Source organism: Pseudomonas sp. RIT-PI-AD (assembly GCF_025642785.1).
Taxonomy (GTDB): Bacteria; Pseudomonadota; Gammaproteobacteria; order Pseudomonadales; family Pseudomonadaceae; genus Pseudomonas_T.
Genome location: NZ_JANZKU010000026.1, coordinates 1 through 15,168 on the forward strand (window position 1 = coordinate 1; position 15,168 = coordinate 15,168).

The following is a 15,168-nucleotide window of genomic DNA, read 5'->3' on the forward strand; positions in this document are numbered from 1 at the left end:
TTGGGCCATCGGTTTGCGCAGCAATAGGGTTGGGTTCTATGGGGGTAGGTGCAATAGCTTGCTCGTTAGTCGTCGTGGGTACTGTAGGGTCCATAGGTGGAGATGGCTTAAGCAAAAGCGGCGAGTATATAGCCGAAGAACTATATGAAGTGGCTCATTAATGATGCAGTTTAAATATTGGGTAATGGGTGTGATGCTGTTGAATATGATGACAGCTATAGTTGCTGGCCTCTATATGACTTTTCTGGCCTTCAAAGAGCTGGACAGGGCCGAGCAATTTTTAAAGAAATCCAACTGGATTGTTATGAATAAAAGAAATTTAGGAAATGGCCCTATCGCTCGTGCCATGCGTATGTTACAGATTGCGGGCTGCCTGAGCGTGAAGAACTATTCAATTCGCAAAGGGCAGCTGGATGCGAGCGATGTCTCCGGATTTCCTGGAAGGTTGGAAAGAAAGATCGTGTGGACGGGGAGAATTCTTCTCTTTTCTTTTATCATCATGATGATGGCTTCCTATTTCTTCAATTATATAAAAGGGGGTGAATGAATCAGTGAAGACTTCAGTGTGGATGTTCTCTTGGTTAACGAGAGCAGCGATTAGGTACTGGTGCTAAGGGCAACGAAGCGATAGTTTCGTTGCAAGCAGCGGCGTGAAACTGTGCTCACTGATTTAGCGGGAAGTTCAGGAATAAACGTGGCGCTTTTTATCTTCGTTGTTGGTGATTTTATCATTGCTTTCCTTTTGACTTTGTACTTCTTCTACCTGTCCTATAGCAGGCTCGATGAATTCGAAGATTCCCTGAAGACCTCCAGGTTGGTGGTTTATAACAAAAATTATCTGGGTGACAGCGGCTTGGCAAGAATCTACCGAATGGGACAAGTTTCTTATTTGTGTGCTTTCCATGATTTTGCCATTCGACAGGGTCAGTTGGATGCTGAGGAGGCATCTAGGCTCCCATCTCGCTTGACGAGGCTGGTGGTGTGGCCAACCCGATTGCTGCTTGTGTGTGGAGCACTTATCGTTCTGTTGGGCGGGTATGGTACTTATCTTGGCGGGTTCAAACAGTAGTTGCTGAAATGCTCGCGGTCTGGTTAGAAGGATGGGAATGATCGTTGGCGATAAAGCATGGGTGAAGCGGCCCATGAGATCGGCAATACTTTCACGCAAGAAGTGCTGATTGAACCTCGATGTGTAGAGTCACGGGTGGGCAAGCGAAGCGTTGCCCACCCTACGTCCTACGTTGCCACCCCACGTGGTCCTTTTTGTAGGGTGGAAAACCGCGAAGCGTTTTCCACCGACCGGCACTTCAGGCTTCCCCGTAACTTTCACCGTCATTCCGGTAATCCGCGCCCCAATCCTTCGGATAAAGCCCCTGGCGCACCGCGCGGTGAAAGCTTGAATACGGCCAATCGGCCACAGGATCCACGTGTCGGTGTTTCACCGGATTGAAGTGGATGTAATCCATGTGGTTCGCGTAGTCGCGTTCGTCGCGGATCAGGTGTTCCCAGTAGCGCCGTTGCCAGATCCCGCGCTCGCCGCGGGCGAGCAGGGCGGTGGGACGCGCCTCGGTGCGCGGCAGGCGTTTGGCGAAAGCGAACTTGATGACCTTCCAGCGCAGGGCGAAATCGGCATCGCCTTCGGGGAGGGTCCACAGGCAGTGCATATGATCCGGGAGCACGACCCAGGCATCGATATGAAACGGGTGCCGCGCCTTGGTGGCGCGTACCGTGGCCCGCAACAGCTCCACCTCGCGGACCAGCAACCCGCTGCGCCGGTCGCGCAGGTTCACGGTGAAGAAATAGGTCGCACCCGGTACCCGGGCGCGGCGGTAATCGGACATGGCGGCTCATCCTTGAGCGTTGATGTGGTGGTTCGTCGGTGGGCAAGCTTCGCGTTGCCCACCCTACGCCATCTCATCGTAGGGTGGAAAACCGCGAAGCGTTTTCCACGGGTGAGGTATCCAGGCTACCTCGCTACCTCGCTTGTTATTTTCGGGGCGAGTTTTCATGGTGGTATAGAGCGTAGTAAGCCTTTGAAGTAAGAGTAATGTTTTTTCTTCTGTTGTCGTCTTCGTCGCTGGTTATTTCGATAAGGCCTAGCCTGGCAAGTTCTCTAATTGCCGCGCTGAAGTTTGACTGCTGTGTATATCCGAACCTTTCGTGCTCGCTTGAGGCGAAGCTTCCCGTAGATTTTGCACTAACTAAGATGCTCCATGATTTTTTCGTGGAGTATCTCTGCGTCAGTTCGTGTGCTTCTTTAGAGTCCTCCGATAACCAGTTGGAGAATTTTTCATCCTTTTCGATTTCGGATTTAGGGTTTTCATCGGAAGAGTCCATAATTTCTTCATTGTAAGAATCAACTTTTCCTAAGAGGTCGCGTAAGTTCTTGTTGAGGATAGAGTGGAGGGTTTTGAAATTTTCAGGGTTAAATGGCAAATAGGCTTCTGCAGAGTCTCGATGGTAGGCTTTTATCCTGCTTACAAGTATCTCGTCGGATTTTGTTACAGGTATATTTTCTACTTGAAGTGTTTTCTGTAGATACCCGGTTAGGCGCGTTGATGCTGTGGCTGCAATTACGCCGTTCGCCCCGCAGAGAACCCATTTAATTCCGGTTTTGTTAAGTATTTTGTCGCGAAGATTTTCAAGTATGTCGCGAATTGTTTTGCTGGTTTTTAATAGTTCAAGATTGTCGATAATTATAACGACACCACCTTTATTGGTAGTGGATTCGCCAAATAATTCGTCGAGCCATGATTGAATTAATGAGTTAAATCCTGCCTCTGTAAATGTCGGAGATTCATTTGGTATTGAATTGTTTGATATCCCGACAGGTCCAAGTGTGCCGCCAATGCTAGTTATTGTAGGGCTGTTTAGTAAGTTCTCAATTTTTTTAAAGCTATCTAGCTTGTAGTTTACTAGGTGTTTTGCTAGCTCACTTTGCTTGGCTATTATGGATTCCGCAATAATTTGATATGTTTCGCGACAGAAATTTTCTGTGGTCGTTTTTTCTTCAATTTGAATTGTTCGGGTGGCAGGTATTAAGAGTGTTCCAGAGGGGGCTTTAAGGTATTCTCTATATATTTTGTAAGTGGCGACATTAATCAGGCTTGTCTTGCCTGATCCTATTTCTCCATCGACAACGGTCCATTTGTCAGTTTTCTTTAGTAGTGTTGATAGTCGCTGGATTTCTTGATCTCGTCCAATTAATAAATTCTCGTCGCGACTGTTCGCTCCAAGCGGTATTGCTTTAAATGGTGAGTCAGTAAAACCCCAGCTTTGATATGTTCCGCTCACTTTAAATTCTCCAAAAAAACCCCGCACAAAGCGGGGTTTTGTCTTTCTTCGCTACCCCGAAAATCCGTATCAGGTTGAAGCGTTTTATGGTGTCCTAATGGTTCGACCCGGAATCAATCCCAGCTCAACGCCCCCCCCGTCTGATACTCAATAACCCGCGTCTCGAAGAAGTTCTTCTCCTTCTTCAAGTCCATGATTTCGCTCATCCACGGGAAGGGGTTGGTGGTGCCGGGGTATTCTTCTTTCAGGCCGATCTGCGAGAGGCGGCGGTTGGCGATGAATTTGAGGTAGTCCTCCATCATCGCGGCGTTCATGCCGAGGACGCCGCGGGGCATGGTGTCGCGGGCGTATTCGATTTCCAGTTGGGTGCCCTGGAGGATCATCTGGGTCGCTTCGTCCTTCATGTCGGCGTCCCACAGGTGCGGGTTCTCGATCTTGATCTGGTTGATCATGTCGATGCCGAAGTTCAGGTGCATGGACTCGTCGCGGAGGATGTACTGGAACTGCTCGGCGGTGCCGGTCATCTTGTTGCGGCGGCCCATGGAGAGGATCTGGGTGAAGCCGCAATAGAAGAAGATGCCTTCGAGGACGCAGTAGTAGGCGATCAGGTTCTTCAGGAACTGCTTGTCGGTCTCGACGGTGCCGGTCTCGAACTTGGGATCGGAGATCGAGCGGGTGTACTTGAGACCCCAGGCCGCCTTCTTCGCGACCGAGGGAATCTCGTGGTACATGTTGAAGATCTCACCTTCGTCCATGCCCAGGGATTCGATGCAGTACTGGTAGGCGTGGGTGTGGATCGCCTCTTCGAAGGCCTGGCGCAGGATGTACTGGCGGCATTCGGGGTTGGTGATCAGGCGGTAGGTGGCCAGCACCAGGTTGTTCGCCACCAGGGAGTCGGCGGTGGAGAAGAAGCCCAGGTTGCGCTTGACGATGCGGCGCTCGTCCTCGGTCAGGCCGTCCTGGCTCTTCCACAGGGCGATGTCCGCGTTCATGTTCACTTCCTGCGGCATCCAGTGGTTGGCGCAGCCGTCGAGGTACTTCTGCCAGGCCCAGTCGTACTTGAAGGGCACGAGCTGGTTGAGGTCGGCGCGGCAGTTGATCATGCGCTTCTCGTCGACCTGCACGCGGGCGGCGGAGCCTTCCAGGTCGTCCAGGCCTTCCTGGATGTCCAGGTCGTTCAGTGCGGCCTTGGCGCGGGCCACGGCGGCGGAGTCGCCGGCCTGCACGGCGCGGGCTTCGCTCACCGAGCCGGCGGCTTCGTGGTCGATGTGCTCGGGGGCGGCGCTGGCGTGTTGCGGGGCGGCGGCTGCGGCCTTGGCCGGTGCGGCGCCTTCTTCGGGTTGGTCGAATTCGTCCCAGCTCAGCATGGGGGTTCCTCCTGATCGGGGACCGGGCGTGGCCGGTCGTCTATAGGGTGATGCGTTCGTTGCACGCAAAAACTGAAAAGGTCGAGCGGCGCGTGGAATGCGGCGGCGCCGGTCGGAGCGGTGGCAGGCGTGTCGCCGCCCCGCGGGCGTCTCGTCGCGCGAGTGCGCCCTGGGAATCGGGAGCCGGGCCGGGCGGCGGTCCGCCCGGCGGGCTCAGTGGCTCACTGGCAGGCTTCGCAGTCCGGGTTGTCGATGCTGCAGGCCATCGGCACCGGTGCCGGTTGCGGCTCGGCGCTCGCGCCGGCAGGGGCGGCTTGCAGGCCTTCCTTGCTGCCGCTGGAGACGGCGTTGAGCTTGCCGGTGTTGATGGTCGACTTCTCGGTGCTGGTGGCGGCCAGGGCGCGGAGGTAGTAGGTGGTCTTCAGGCCGCGGTACCAGGCCATGCGGTAGGTCACGTCGAGCTTCTTGCCCGAGGCGCCGGCGATGTACAGGTTCAGCGATTGTGCCTGGTCGATCCACTTCTGCCGGCGGCTGGCGGCGTCGACGATCCACTTGGTCTCCACTTCGAAGGCGGTGGCGTACAGGTCTTTCAGATCCTGCGGGATACGCTCGATCTGCTGCACGGAGCCGTCGTAGTACTTCAGGTCGTTGACCATCACCGGGTCCCACAGGCCGCGGGCCTTGAGGTCGCGCACCAGGTAGGGGTTGATCACGGTGAATTCGCCCGAGAGGTTCGATTTCACGTAGAGGTTCTGATAGGTCGGCTCGATGGACTGCGACACGCCGGTGATGTTGGCGATGGTGGCGGTCGGCGCGATGGCCATGATGTTCGAGTTGCGGATGCCTTTCTGCACGCGGGCCCGCACCGGCGCCCAGTCCAGCGATTCGGTCAGGTCGACGTCGATGTACTTCTGGCCACGGGCCTCGATGAGGATCTGCTGGGAGTCCAGCGGCAGGATGCCCTGGCTCCACAGCGAGCCCTGGAAGGTCTCGTAGGCGCCGCGCTCGTCGGCCAGGTCGCAGGAGGCCTGGATCGCGAAGTAGCTGATGGCTTCCATGGACTTGTCGGCGAAGTCGATGGCGGCGTCCGAACCGTAGGCGATGTGCTGGAGGTACAGCGCGTCCTGGAAGCCCATGATGCCGAGGCCGACCGGGCGGTGCTTGAGGTTGGAATTGCGCGCCTGCGGCACCGAGTAGTAGTTGATGTCGATGACGTTATCGAGCATGCGCACCGCGGTCTTCACGGTCTTCTCGACCTTGGCCAGGTCCAGCTTGCCGTCGACGATGTGGTTGACCAGGTTCACCGAACCCAGGTTGCACACGGCGATCTCGTCCTTGTTGGTGTTCAGGGTGATCTCGGTGCAGAGGTTGGAGCTGTGCACCACGCCGACGTGCTGCTGCGGGCTGCGCAGGTTGCACGGGTCCTTGAAGGTCAGCCACGGGTGGCCGGTCTCGAACAGCATGGAGAGCATCTTGCGCCACAGGTCCTTGGCGGCGAGGGTCTTGTGCAACTTGATCTTGCCGTAGCCGGCCATGGCTTCGTAGTACTCGTAGCGCTCCTCGAAGGCCTTGCCGGTGAGGTCGTGCAGGTCCGGCACGTCGGCGGGGGAGAACAGGGTCCACTGGCCGTCGTCGAACACGCGCTTCATGAACAGGTCGGGAATCCAGTTCGCGGTGTTCATGTCGTGGGTGCGGCGGCGGTCGTCGCCGGTGTTCTTGCGCAGCTCGATGAATTCCTCGATGTCCAGGTGCCAGGTTTCCAGGTAGGCGCAGACCGCGCCCTTGCGCTTGCCGCCCTGGTTGACCGCCACCGCGGTGTCGTTGACCACCTTGAGGAAGGGCACGACGCCCTGGGACTTGCCGTTGGTGCCCTTGATGTAGGAGCCCAGCGCGCGCACCGGGGTCCAGTCGTTGCCCAGGCCGCCGGCGAATTTGGACAGCATGGCGTTGTCGTGGATGGCGCTGTAGATGCCCGAGAGGTCGTCCGGCACGGTGGTCAGGTAGCAGCTGGAGAGCTGCGGGCGCAGGGTGCCGGCGTTGAACAGGGTGGGCGTCGAGGACATGTAGTCGAAGGACGACAACAGGTTGTAGAACTCGATGGCGCGCGCTTCCTTGTCCTTTTCCTCGATGGCCAGGCCCATGGCCACGCGCATGAAGAACACCTGGGGCAGCTCGAAACGCACGCCGTCCTTGTGGATGAAGTAGCGGTCGTAGAGGGTCTGCAGGCCGAGGTAGGTGAACTGCTGGTCGCGCTCGTGGACGATGGCGGCGCCCAGGCGCGCCAGGTCGAAGGTCTTCAGCTTGGCGTCGAGCAGTTCCAGTGTCACGCCGGCCTCGACGTAGGCCGGCAGGGCCTTGGCGTACAGCTCGGCCATCTCGTGGTGGGTGGCGCTCTCGGCGACCTCGAGGAAGCCCAGCGCTTCGGCGCGCAGGGTGTCCATCAGCAGGCGGGCGGTGACGTAGGAGTAGTTCGGCTCGCGCTCCACCAGGGTCCGCGCGGTCATCACCAGGGCGGTGTTGACGTCCTTCTCGGCGACGCCGTCGTAGAGGTTCTTCAGGGTCTCTTTTTCGATCAGCGCGCCGTCGACCTCGGCGAGGCCCTCGCAGGCTTCGCGGACGATGGTCTGCAGGCGGCCGAGGTCCAGCGGCGACAGGCTGCCGTCGGCCTTGGTCACGCGGATGCTCGGGTGCGCCACGGCGGGTGCGTCGGCGGCGCCGCGCTTGCGTTCCTGGGAGCGGGCTTCGCGGTAGAGTACGTAGTCCCGGGCGACCTTCTGCTCGCCGGCGCGCATCAGCGCCAGCTCGACCTGGTCCTGGATCTCTTCGATGTGGATGGTGCCGCCGGAGGGCATGCGGCGCTTGAAGGTGGCGGTGACCTGCTCGGTCAGGCGGCGCACGGTGTCATGGATACGCGACGAGGCGGCGGCGGTGCCGCCTTCCACTGCGAGGAACGCCTTGGTGATGGCGACGGTGATCTTGTCATCGGTATAGGGCACCACGGTGCCGTTCCGCTTGATCACGCGCATCTGGCCCGGCGCGGTGGCCGCCAGGTCCTGGGAGACATCGGCGTCGCGCGGCGCGTCGGCCGGCGCATGCTCGCGTGTGCTGTCGGTAAGCATGGGTTGGTGTTCCTCCACTCTTCGGTTTGTTTGGACACCCGCGGTGCCCGCCGTTCGTCCGCTTCGACCCGCGCCCGCCGCGCGACCCAGGAGGCGCGGACGAACAGCGTTGAGGCAGGGAGGGCAGGACTCGAGTGCCTCCATGGCTCAAAAGTCAATCGGTCGGGCAGACAGCCAGACCACTACATCTTGTGTTTCGGTGCGAGGAGGCACCGAGGCTTGCAAGGCTCGTCGGAAAACGCTTCCGGCGTCGACCTGGAGGTCGTCCGCGGTGGCCGATGTCAAGCGAAAAACGGGTGAAAGACAGAAGTGGCGAGGGGGTGTTCCGCGTCCCGCCCCGGTCTGCTCCGGTAGTGCCCATCGTGGTACAAACCCCAACATGTAGGGGTTGGCTGCGATGGGCATACAAGATAATGCGGCTCAGGGGTCAATGCAAGGCGAACGACCTGAGTAAGCTGTGGATAACGTGTGGGTGACTTGTGTGTGATTCGCCTCTGCCGGGGTCAGCGCCCATGGCCTGCGGGCTGGCCGCCGGACATGCCGTTCGTCGCGCGATCCGCGGCGGAAAACGCCTCTGGGCAGCGCGGAATTGCCGGTCGAGGACAACACAATATCTTGTGTTTCGAAGGGCTTTTCTGGCATGCCCTGTGCAGTGCTCGCCAGCCTCGCCGCCGTTGCTACAATGCCGGTCTTCCCGGCCCCTCGCTTTGGCCGGGCCTGGAGGATGTGGTGGAGCAAGAACCCTGGCAGATCCTCATCGTCGAGGACGACCAGCGCCTGGCCGAGCTGACCCGGGATTACCTGGAAAGCAACGGCTTGCGCGTGTCCATCGAGTCGGATGGGGCGAAGGCGGCGGCGCGCATCCTCGATGAACAGCCGGCGCTGGTGGTGCTCGACCTGATGCTGCCCGGCGAGGACGGCCTGTCGATATGCCGCAAGGTGCGCGACGGCTATGCCGGCCCGATCCTGATGCTCACCGCGCGCACCGACGACATGGACCAGGTCCTCGGCCTGGAGATGGGTGCCGACGATTATGTGTACAAGCCGGTGCGGCCGCGGGTCCTGCTGGCGCGGGTGCGCGCCTTGCTGCGGCGCAGCGACGGCGGCGAACCGGTGGCGGAGAGCCAGCGGCGCCTGGCGTTCGGTGCACTGGTGATCGACAGCGCGATGCGCGAGGCCTGGTTGCGCGAGCAGAGCATCGAGCTGACCAGCGCGGAGTTCGACCTGCTCTGGCTGCTGGCGGCCAACGCCGGGCGGATCCTCTCCCGGGAGGAAATCTTCACCGCCCTACGCGGGATCGAGTACGACGGCCAGGATCGCTCCATCGACGTGCGCATCTCGCGCATCCGCCCGAAGATCGGCGACGACCCCATGCACCCGCGGCTGATCAAGACGGTGCGCAGCAAGGGCTACCTGTTCGTCCGCGAAGCCGCGGAAGGCCTGCTCTGAAGCGCCTGCGCCGCCCTCGCCGGGCGTCACGGGGTCGCGGATGAACTCGATCTTCCTGCGCATCTATGGCGGCATGCTCGCCGCCCTGGTGCTGGTGGCACTGTTCGGCGTGGGCGCGCTGCACCTGGTCAACGAGGTGCGCTCCGACCAGTACCGCGAGCACCTCGCCCGCGGCACCTTCCGCCTGATGGCCGACAACCTGGCGCCGATGAGCGACGTCGAGCGGCGCCGCTCCATGGTGCTTTGGGGACGCCTGCTGGGGATTCCGCTGTCCCTGCATCCGTTGGCCGAGACCCCGCTGGACGGTCGCATGCGCAGCCGCCTGGGCCAGGGCCAGGTGCTGGTGGAGCAGACCGGCCCCCACGCCGCGCGGGTCTATGCCCTGCTCGGCGCGCACCAGCAGCAGGTCCTGACCGCCGAGGTGCAGCAGGTCAGCGAGCAATTGGCCCGGGCCACCGTCTACCTGCTGATCGACGAACTGGTGCGTTACCCGGTGGACGAGCAGCCGCAGCGGCTGGCGGCGCTGGCGCGGGACAAGCAGTTCGGTTTCGAGCTGTCCCTGGTGACCCTGGCCGACGCCGACCTCGATGAGGACCAGCGGCGCCGGGTGGACGAGGGCGACACGGTGATGGCCCTGAGCAAGAGCGGCGACGCGATCCGCGTGTTCGCCGGCATCGTCGAGACGTCCTGGGTGCTGGAGATCGGCCCGCTGTACCAGATGAATCCCTATCCGCCGCAACTGCTGGTGTTGATCGGCGTGCTCGGCCTGAGCCTGATCGGCCTCACCCTCTATCTATTGGTGCGTCGCCTGGAGCGTCGCCTGCAAGCCCTGGAGAGCGCCGCCACGCGGATCGCCAGCGGCAAGCTGGACGCCCGCGCGCCGGCGGGCGGCGCCGACTCGGTGGGGCGCCTGGCGGCCACCTTCAACGACATGGCGGAACATCTGCAGCGCTCCCTGAACATCCAGCGCGAGATGGTCCGCGCGGTGTCCCACGAGCTGCGCACGCCGGTGGCGCGCCTGCGTTTCGGCCTGGAGATGATCGCCGACGCCGAGACCGACGCGGCGCGCCTCAAGTACATGGACGGTATGGATGGCGACATCCAGGACCTCGACAAGCTGGTCGACGAGATGCTCACCTACGCGCGCCTGGAACAGGGGTCGCCGGCCCTGGACTTCCAGCCGGTGGACCTGGACGCGCTGCTCGATCAGGTGATCGCCGAGCTGGCGCCGCTGCGCCCGGGCGTGCGCATCGAGCGCGGCGCCTGCGTCGTCTCGGACCAGGCGGCGGGCGCCTGGGTCGAGGCCGAGCCGCGCTACCTGCACCGGGCCTTGCAGAACCTGGTGAGCAACGCCATGCGCTACGCCGAGTCCCACGTGCGCTTGAGCTACCGGATCGGCCACGCGCGCTGCCGCCTGGACGTCGAGGACGATGGCCCGGGCGTGCCGGAAAGCGCCTGGGAACGGATCTTCAGCCCCTTTCTGCGCCTCGACGACAGCCGTACCCGTGCCTCCGGCGGCCACGGCCTGGGGTTGTCCATCGTGCGGCGGATCATCCATTGGCACGGCGGTCGCGCGTTGATCGCCCGCAGCGACCTGGGTGGCGCGCGCTTCAGCCTGGTCTGGCCGCGCCGACAGGGCGAGGGCTGAAAGGACGCCCGTCAGGCTGCGGTGGCTAAAACTATCGGGGCGTCGATTCGTCCGTATCCCTAGGTTCTGTACGAAAGCGCCCACGGGCGACGACGTCCGTACGGCACCGAGGGCGTCCGCGCCGGCGCCCGCCGACCTTCCTTCGACCGCAGCAGGACCGACCGTGACCCTCACCGCACTCGACAGCGTTTCCCCTTCTTCCACGACCCTGGTCGGCGGCGTGCTGCCGCTGCCCGACGGCCCGCGCCTGAGCGTGGGCCCGGCTGCCGACGGCTTCGACCTGCGCCTCGACGGCGAGCCGTTGTTGCGGGTACGCCGCCACGGCGCCGGCGCCGACGAGGTCCTCGAACCCCTCGAATGGCCGGCCCAGGGCGCGGCCGTCGCCCTGGAGGCCTTGGCCTACTGGTGCTTCGCCGCCGACCCGCAACGGCAACGCCTGCGCCTGCGACTGGCCGAGGTGCCCGCCGAGCTGCTGGCCAGCGGCCTGCTGATGGGGCGCGGCGAGGACCTGCGGGTCGAGCGCGCGGCCTTCTGGCAATTGCCCGGCGGCTTCCTGCGCGCCGGCTCCAGCGCCGGCTACCCGCAGCGGATGAACCTGGACGCCACCACCGGGCGGCGCCACCCGCTGCGCCCGCCGAAACCCGAGGGCGAGGTCTATCGCCGCTTCGACGCGCGCCTGGGGGCCTGGATATCCCTGCGCAGCCTGGCGCTCGACACCGACCTGGCGCGTTTCAACCGGTGGCAGAACAGCCCGCGGGTGGCGAAGTTCTGGCAGGAGGAGGGCGACCTCGACCGGCATCGCGCCTACCTGCTCGCCCTGGCCGAGGACCCGCGGGTGCTGACCCTGCTGGGTTGCCTGGACGACGAGCCCTTCGCCTACTTCGAGGCCTACTGGGCCAAGGAGGATCGCATCGCGCCGTTCTACGGGGTGGACGACTACGACCGCGGCATCCACATGCTGGTGGGCGAGGAGCACCACCGCGGCCCGCACAAGGTCACCGCCTGGCTCGGTGCCCTGAGCCACTACCTGTTCCTCGACGAGCCGCGTACCCAGCGGGTGGTCGCCGAGCCGCGCGCGGACAATGCACGGATGATCCAGCACATGCAGACGCTGGGCTTCTACCGGGAAAAGGCGTTCGATTTTCCGCACAAGCGCGCCGCCCTGATGATGTTGCAGCGCGAGACCTTCTTCGATCGCTGCGTCCTCGCCTAAGCGGCCGGCCTCGACCCCATTGGCGCGGCGCGAGGCGAAGGGCGGGCTGGCTCGCGAGCGGCGCCCGGTGTCCGCCCCGGACGGGCGCCGGCCGTTTCATCGCGACCTCGGGTCGTCCGTTGACCGGGCGGCCCCTGCGCGGCTGGCCTGGGCGTGGGTGCCGTGTCTTGGCACAATGGCGGGCTTCCACGACCGCTCGAGGCGGTCCCGTCCTCCCTCCCGGCCCCAGGCGATTCGATGCAACCCGAAGACCTTCAATTGCTGGTCACCCGCAGCATGCCGTTCGGCAAGTACAAGGGCCGGCTGATCGCCGACCTGCCGGGTCACTACCTCAACTGGTTCGCCCGCGAAGGCTTTCCCCACGGGGAGATCGGCCGGCTTCTGCAACTGATGCAGGAGATCGATCACAACGGCCTCTCGGCCCTGCTGGAGCCGTTGCGGCGCGGTTGAGCGTAGCGGCTCGGCGCGGCGCGGGCGTCGCGGAGGCCATGCCCGCGCGGCGGATTTCGAGGCGGGCGGGCCGGGCGTCACGGCCCGAGGGGATCATTCGCGGCGCAGCTCCACGGTGTTCAGGCGGCCGCCGACGAAGGTGAGGATGCTGTAGGCGCCGTTGCCGGTTCGATAGACCCACTCCTCGATGGGCGATTCGCGGCGGTCGTAGCCGTCCGTGGTGTAGCCGGCGATGCTGCGGTCCACCGGGGCGCCGCATTTCTGCTCGACCTCGAACAGGCGGTCGCCGGTGCTGATCAGCTTGGCGCCGCAGCGCATGGTGTCGGCCTGGGCGAGGGGGGCGCCGACCAGCAGCAGGCCGGCGAGAAGCGAGGGCAATTTCATGTCGTCTGGTCCTTGAGCGTGAAGCGCCTGGCGTTCGGCGCGGACCCGCGTATGGGGATTCGGCGGGCCGCGGCGACCCGCTGGAAACGGGTTGCCGCAGTATCGCCCGCGGCGGCCCATTCGGCGAGAGGGCGCGCGGCGGATTCGCCGGCGCCGGTTCGCTCGGGGCATGGACGGGCGGTGCACGCATGACGCGTGCTGCGCTATGTCGAGATATGGATTTTGTCCAGTCAACCGGTACGTTCGTCCCATCTCGTTTTCCCCTGAACGGTCGCTTCCCTGTGCCCCCAAGGTGGGCAACGGATTGAACGACGGGTCAACTTCGGGTCGAGCCGAAGGCTCTGCAATCGCATGGAAAGTTGTTTTGCAGGGTGCACCGGAACCGCGCGAAACATGTAAGAAAAGCTTTCCAGATAATTCGCCGGATCGGCACGCTGAAACAGCGCCAAGTTCCAACGCTTTTCGCGCCTTATTGACTGAAATATTCTGTAATATCTTCGCTAAGTGATTAAAAGTGTAATGTTTTTTGACGTTGGATAAATCACGTTAAGGAAGCGTCGCGAACGTCCTCGTCCACTCGCCGAATTACCCCGAAAGTTGTGGGCTACCTTGATTTTCGCCGGCTGGAGCCGGCGAACAACCAAGGAGAACGTTACATGGATACGTCGAAAACAGCCTTCGCCGCCGCACTCGCCTTGATCGCCACCGCGGCCTCGGGCGCGGACGTCGTCGCTCTGGATAGCGCGGCGAGTTCGCAGGCCACCACCCGCTACATCGTCAAGTACAAATCGCCCGCCAGCCTGAGCAAGGACGTCGCCAAGTCGACCCTGGTGGGCCCCATGGCCCAGGGGCGCTTCGATACCCTGACCGCCAACGCCGTGCTCGGGCGCGCGAGCGCCACGGCCATCCGCCACCTGGACCGGGTCGGCGCCAGCGTGGCGAACCTGACCCCGGCGCAACTGGCCGCGCTGCAGCGCGATCCCTCGGTGGAGTACGTGGAGCGCGACCCGAAGCGCTACCTGATGGCCGAGCAAGTGCCCTACGGCATCACCATGGTCCAGGGGCCGCAGGTCTCCGACGCGAACATTTCCAGTCGCAAGGTCTGCATCGTCGACACCGGCTATTCCCTCGGGCACCAGGATCTGCCGTCCAGCGGCGTGACCGGCAACGACGGCACCGGCAGCAACGACACCGGCAACTGGTACGAGGACGGCAATGGCCACGGCACCCACGTGGCGGGCACCATCACCGCCCTCGGCGGCAATGGCCTCGGCGTGGTCGGGGTCACCGGCTCCGGCAACCTCGGCCTGCACATCGTCAAGGTATTCAACAACAACGGCGACTGGGCCTACGGCTCGGACCTGGTGGCGGCGATCCAGCAGTGCCGCGACGCCGGCGCCAACGTGGTGAGCATGAGCCTCGGCGGCGGCGAATCCTCCACCACCGAGCGCAATGCCATGGACAGCGCCTACCAGGCCGGCACCCTGCTGGTGGCGGCGGCGGGCAACGACGGCAACAGCACGCTGTCCTACCCGGCTTCCTACGACTCGGTGATCTCGGTGGCGGCGGTGGACAGCTCTGGCAACCGGGCGTCCTTCTCGCAGTACAACGCCAAGGTGGAAATCGCCGCGCCCGGCGTCGGCGTACGTTCCACCCTGCCCGGCAACCAGTACGGCAACATGTCCGGCACCTCCATGTCCACGCCCCACGTGTCCGCGGTCACCGCCCTGGTGTGGAGCCAGCACCAGCAGTGCAGCGCCACGCAGATCCGCAAGGCCCTCGACGCCACCGCGGAGGACCGCGGCAGCGCCGGGCGCGATGTCTATTACGGCTACGGCATCATCAAGGCCAAGGCGGCCCACGATTACCTGGCCAAGGGCTGCGACGGCGGCGGCGACACCCCCGGGACCCCGGGCGGCGAAACCAAGCCGAATCTCTCCGCCAGCACCGGTAACTGGGTGCGCTACAGCTTCAACGTGCCGGCCGGCGCCAAGAGCCTGAACGTGCGCATCGCCGGCGGCACCGGCGACGCCGACCTGTACACCCAGGTGGGCAGCCAGCCGACCACCTCGAGCTGGAATTGCCGCCCCTACAAGGAAGGCAACAGCGAGGTGTGCACCTTCACCAATCCCACCGCGGGCCAGTGGCATGTGGGCGTGCGCGCCTATTCCAGCTTCAGCGGGGTGACCCTGAGTTGGGAATTCCCCTGAGCCGGGGAGAGGGCCGGCCGGCTTCGCGCCGGCC

General features: G+C 62.9%; 12 protein-coding genes. 7 read left to right on the top strand and 5 right to left on the bottom strand.

Annotated features, from left to right (window positions below):
* The first annotated feature begins 160 nt into the window (after positions 1–160).
* Positions 161–547, top strand: a complete 387-nt coding sequence (locus OGL92_RS18525) for a hypothetical protein (RefSeq protein WP_263146407.1) — start codon at positions 161–163, stop codon at positions 545–547.
* A 147-nt stretch (positions 548–694) separates the two neighbouring features.
* Positions 695–1,069 (top strand): hypothetical protein, encoded by a 375-nt coding sequence (locus tag OGL92_RS18530; RefSeq protein ID WP_263146410.1) that lies wholly within the window; start codon positions 695–697, stop codon positions 1,067–1,069.
* Between the two features lie 238 nt (positions 1,070–1,307).
* Here OGL92_RS18530 and OGL92_RS18535 read toward each other — a convergent pair whose 3' ends face one another.
* The 4 genes from OGL92_RS18535 to OGL92_RS18550 all read right to left on the bottom strand — a co-directional run bounded on the left by OGL92_RS18535 (position 1,308) and on the right by OGL92_RS18550 (position 7,780).
* Complete coding sequence (locus OGL92_RS18535) at positions 1,308–1,841, bottom strand: transposase (protein ID WP_263146412.1); 534 nt, start codon at positions 1,839–1,841, stop codon at positions 1,308–1,310.
* Positions 1,842–1,986: 145 nt separating this feature from the next.
* Complete coding sequence (locus OGL92_RS22240) at positions 1,987–3,294, bottom strand: winged helix DNA-binding protein (protein WP_263146413.1); 1,308 nt, start codon at positions 3,292–3,294, stop codon at positions 1,987–1,989.
* A gap of 113 nt (positions 3,295–3,407) precedes the next feature.
* The gene (locus OGL92_RS18545; RefSeq protein WP_263146416.1) at positions 3,408–4,661 is read right to left on the bottom strand and encodes a ribonucleotide-diphosphate reductase subunit beta; all 1,254 of its coding nucleotides are present in this window, start codon (positions 4,659–4,661) and stop codon (positions 3,408–3,410) included.
* A gap of 221 nt (positions 4,662–4,882) precedes the next feature.
* Positions 4,883–7,780: a ribonucleoside-diphosphate reductase subunit alpha gene (locus OGL92_RS18550; RefSeq protein ID WP_263146418.1), complete on the bottom strand. Its 2,898-nt coding sequence runs from the start codon at positions 7,778–7,780 to the stop codon at positions 4,883–4,885.
* Positions 7,781–8,509: 729 nt separating this feature from the next.
* Between OGL92_RS18550 and OGL92_RS18555 the strand changes: the two genes are divergently transcribed.
* The 4 genes from OGL92_RS18555 (at position 8,510) to OGL92_RS18570 (ending at position 12,540) form a co-directional block, all read left to right on the top strand.
* Positions 8,510–9,229 carry a winged helix-turn-helix domain-containing protein gene (locus OGL92_RS18555; RefSeq protein WP_263146421.1) on the top strand — a complete coding sequence of 240 codons (720 nt, stop codon included), beginning with the start codon at positions 8,510–8,512 and terminating at the stop codon, positions 9,227–9,229.
* A gap of 40 nt (positions 9,230–9,269) precedes the next feature.
* A complete protein-coding gene (locus tag OGL92_RS18560; protein WP_263146423.1) occupies positions 9,270–10,877 on the top strand; it encodes an ATP-binding protein in 1,608 nt (535 codons plus the stop codon).
* 220 nt (positions 10,878–11,097) lie between these two features.
* Positions 11,098–12,090: a GNAT family N-acetyltransferase gene (locus OGL92_RS18565; RefSeq protein WP_263146545.1), complete on the top strand. Its 993-nt coding sequence runs from the start codon at positions 11,098–11,100 to the stop codon at positions 12,088–12,090.
* A gap of 237 nt (positions 12,091–12,327) precedes the next feature.
* Entirely contained in the window at positions 12,328–12,540 is a 213-nt protein-coding gene (locus OGL92_RS18570; protein WP_263146427.1) for a DUF3820 family protein, read from the top strand.
* A 93-nt stretch (positions 12,541–12,633) separates the two neighbouring features.
* On the opposite strand, the gene OGL92_RS18575 is transcribed toward OGL92_RS18570, so the two are convergent.
* Positions 12,634–12,924: a DUF2845 domain-containing protein gene (locus tag OGL92_RS18575; protein WP_263146429.1), complete on the bottom strand. Its 291-nt coding sequence runs from the start codon at positions 12,922–12,924 to the stop codon at positions 12,634–12,636.
* Positions 12,925–13,580: 656 nt separating this feature from the next.
* Here OGL92_RS18575 and OGL92_RS18580 point away from each other — a divergent pair.
* Positions 13,581–15,134 carry a S8 family serine peptidase gene (locus tag OGL92_RS18580; RefSeq protein ID WP_263146431.1) on the top strand — a complete coding sequence of 518 codons (1,554 nt, stop codon included), beginning with the start codon at positions 13,581–13,583 and terminating at the stop codon, positions 15,132–15,134.
* The last annotated feature ends 34 nt before the right edge of the window (positions 15,135–15,168 follow it).

What these genes read in the sequence shown, in the direction of transcription:
- OGL92_RS18525 (WP_263146407.1), top strand. Translation starts at nt 161, where the DNA reads ATGATGCAGTTTAAATATTGGGTAATGGGTGTGATGCTGTTGAATATG.
- OGL92_RS18535 (WP_263146412.1), bottom strand. Translation starts at nt 1,841, where the DNA reads ATGTCCGATTACCGCCGCGCCCGGGTACCGGGTGCGACCTATTTCTTC.
- OGL92_RS18545 (WP_263146416.1), bottom strand. Translation starts at nt 4,661, where the DNA reads ATGCTGAGCTGGGACGAATTCGACCAACCCGAAGAAGGCGCCGCACCG.
- OGL92_RS18550 (WP_263146418.1), bottom strand. Translation starts at nt 7,780, where the DNA reads ATGCTTACCGACAGCACACGCGAGCATGCGCCGGCCGACGCGCCGCGC.
- OGL92_RS18560 (WP_263146423.1), top strand. Translation starts at nt 9,270, where the DNA reads ATGAACTCGATCTTCCTGCGCATCTATGGCGGCATGCTCGCCGCCCTG.
- OGL92_RS18570 (WP_263146427.1), top strand. Translation starts at nt 12,328, where the DNA reads ATGCAACCCGAAGACCTTCAATTGCTGGTCACCCGCAGCATGCCGTTC.
- OGL92_RS18575 (WP_263146429.1), bottom strand. Translation starts at nt 12,924, where the DNA reads ATGAAATTGCCCTCGCTTCTCGCCGGCCTGCTGCTGGTCGGCGCCCCC.
- OGL92_RS18580 (WP_263146431.1), top strand. Translation starts at nt 13,581, where the DNA reads ATGGATACGTCGAAAACAGCCTTCGCCGCCGCACTCGCCTTGATCGCC.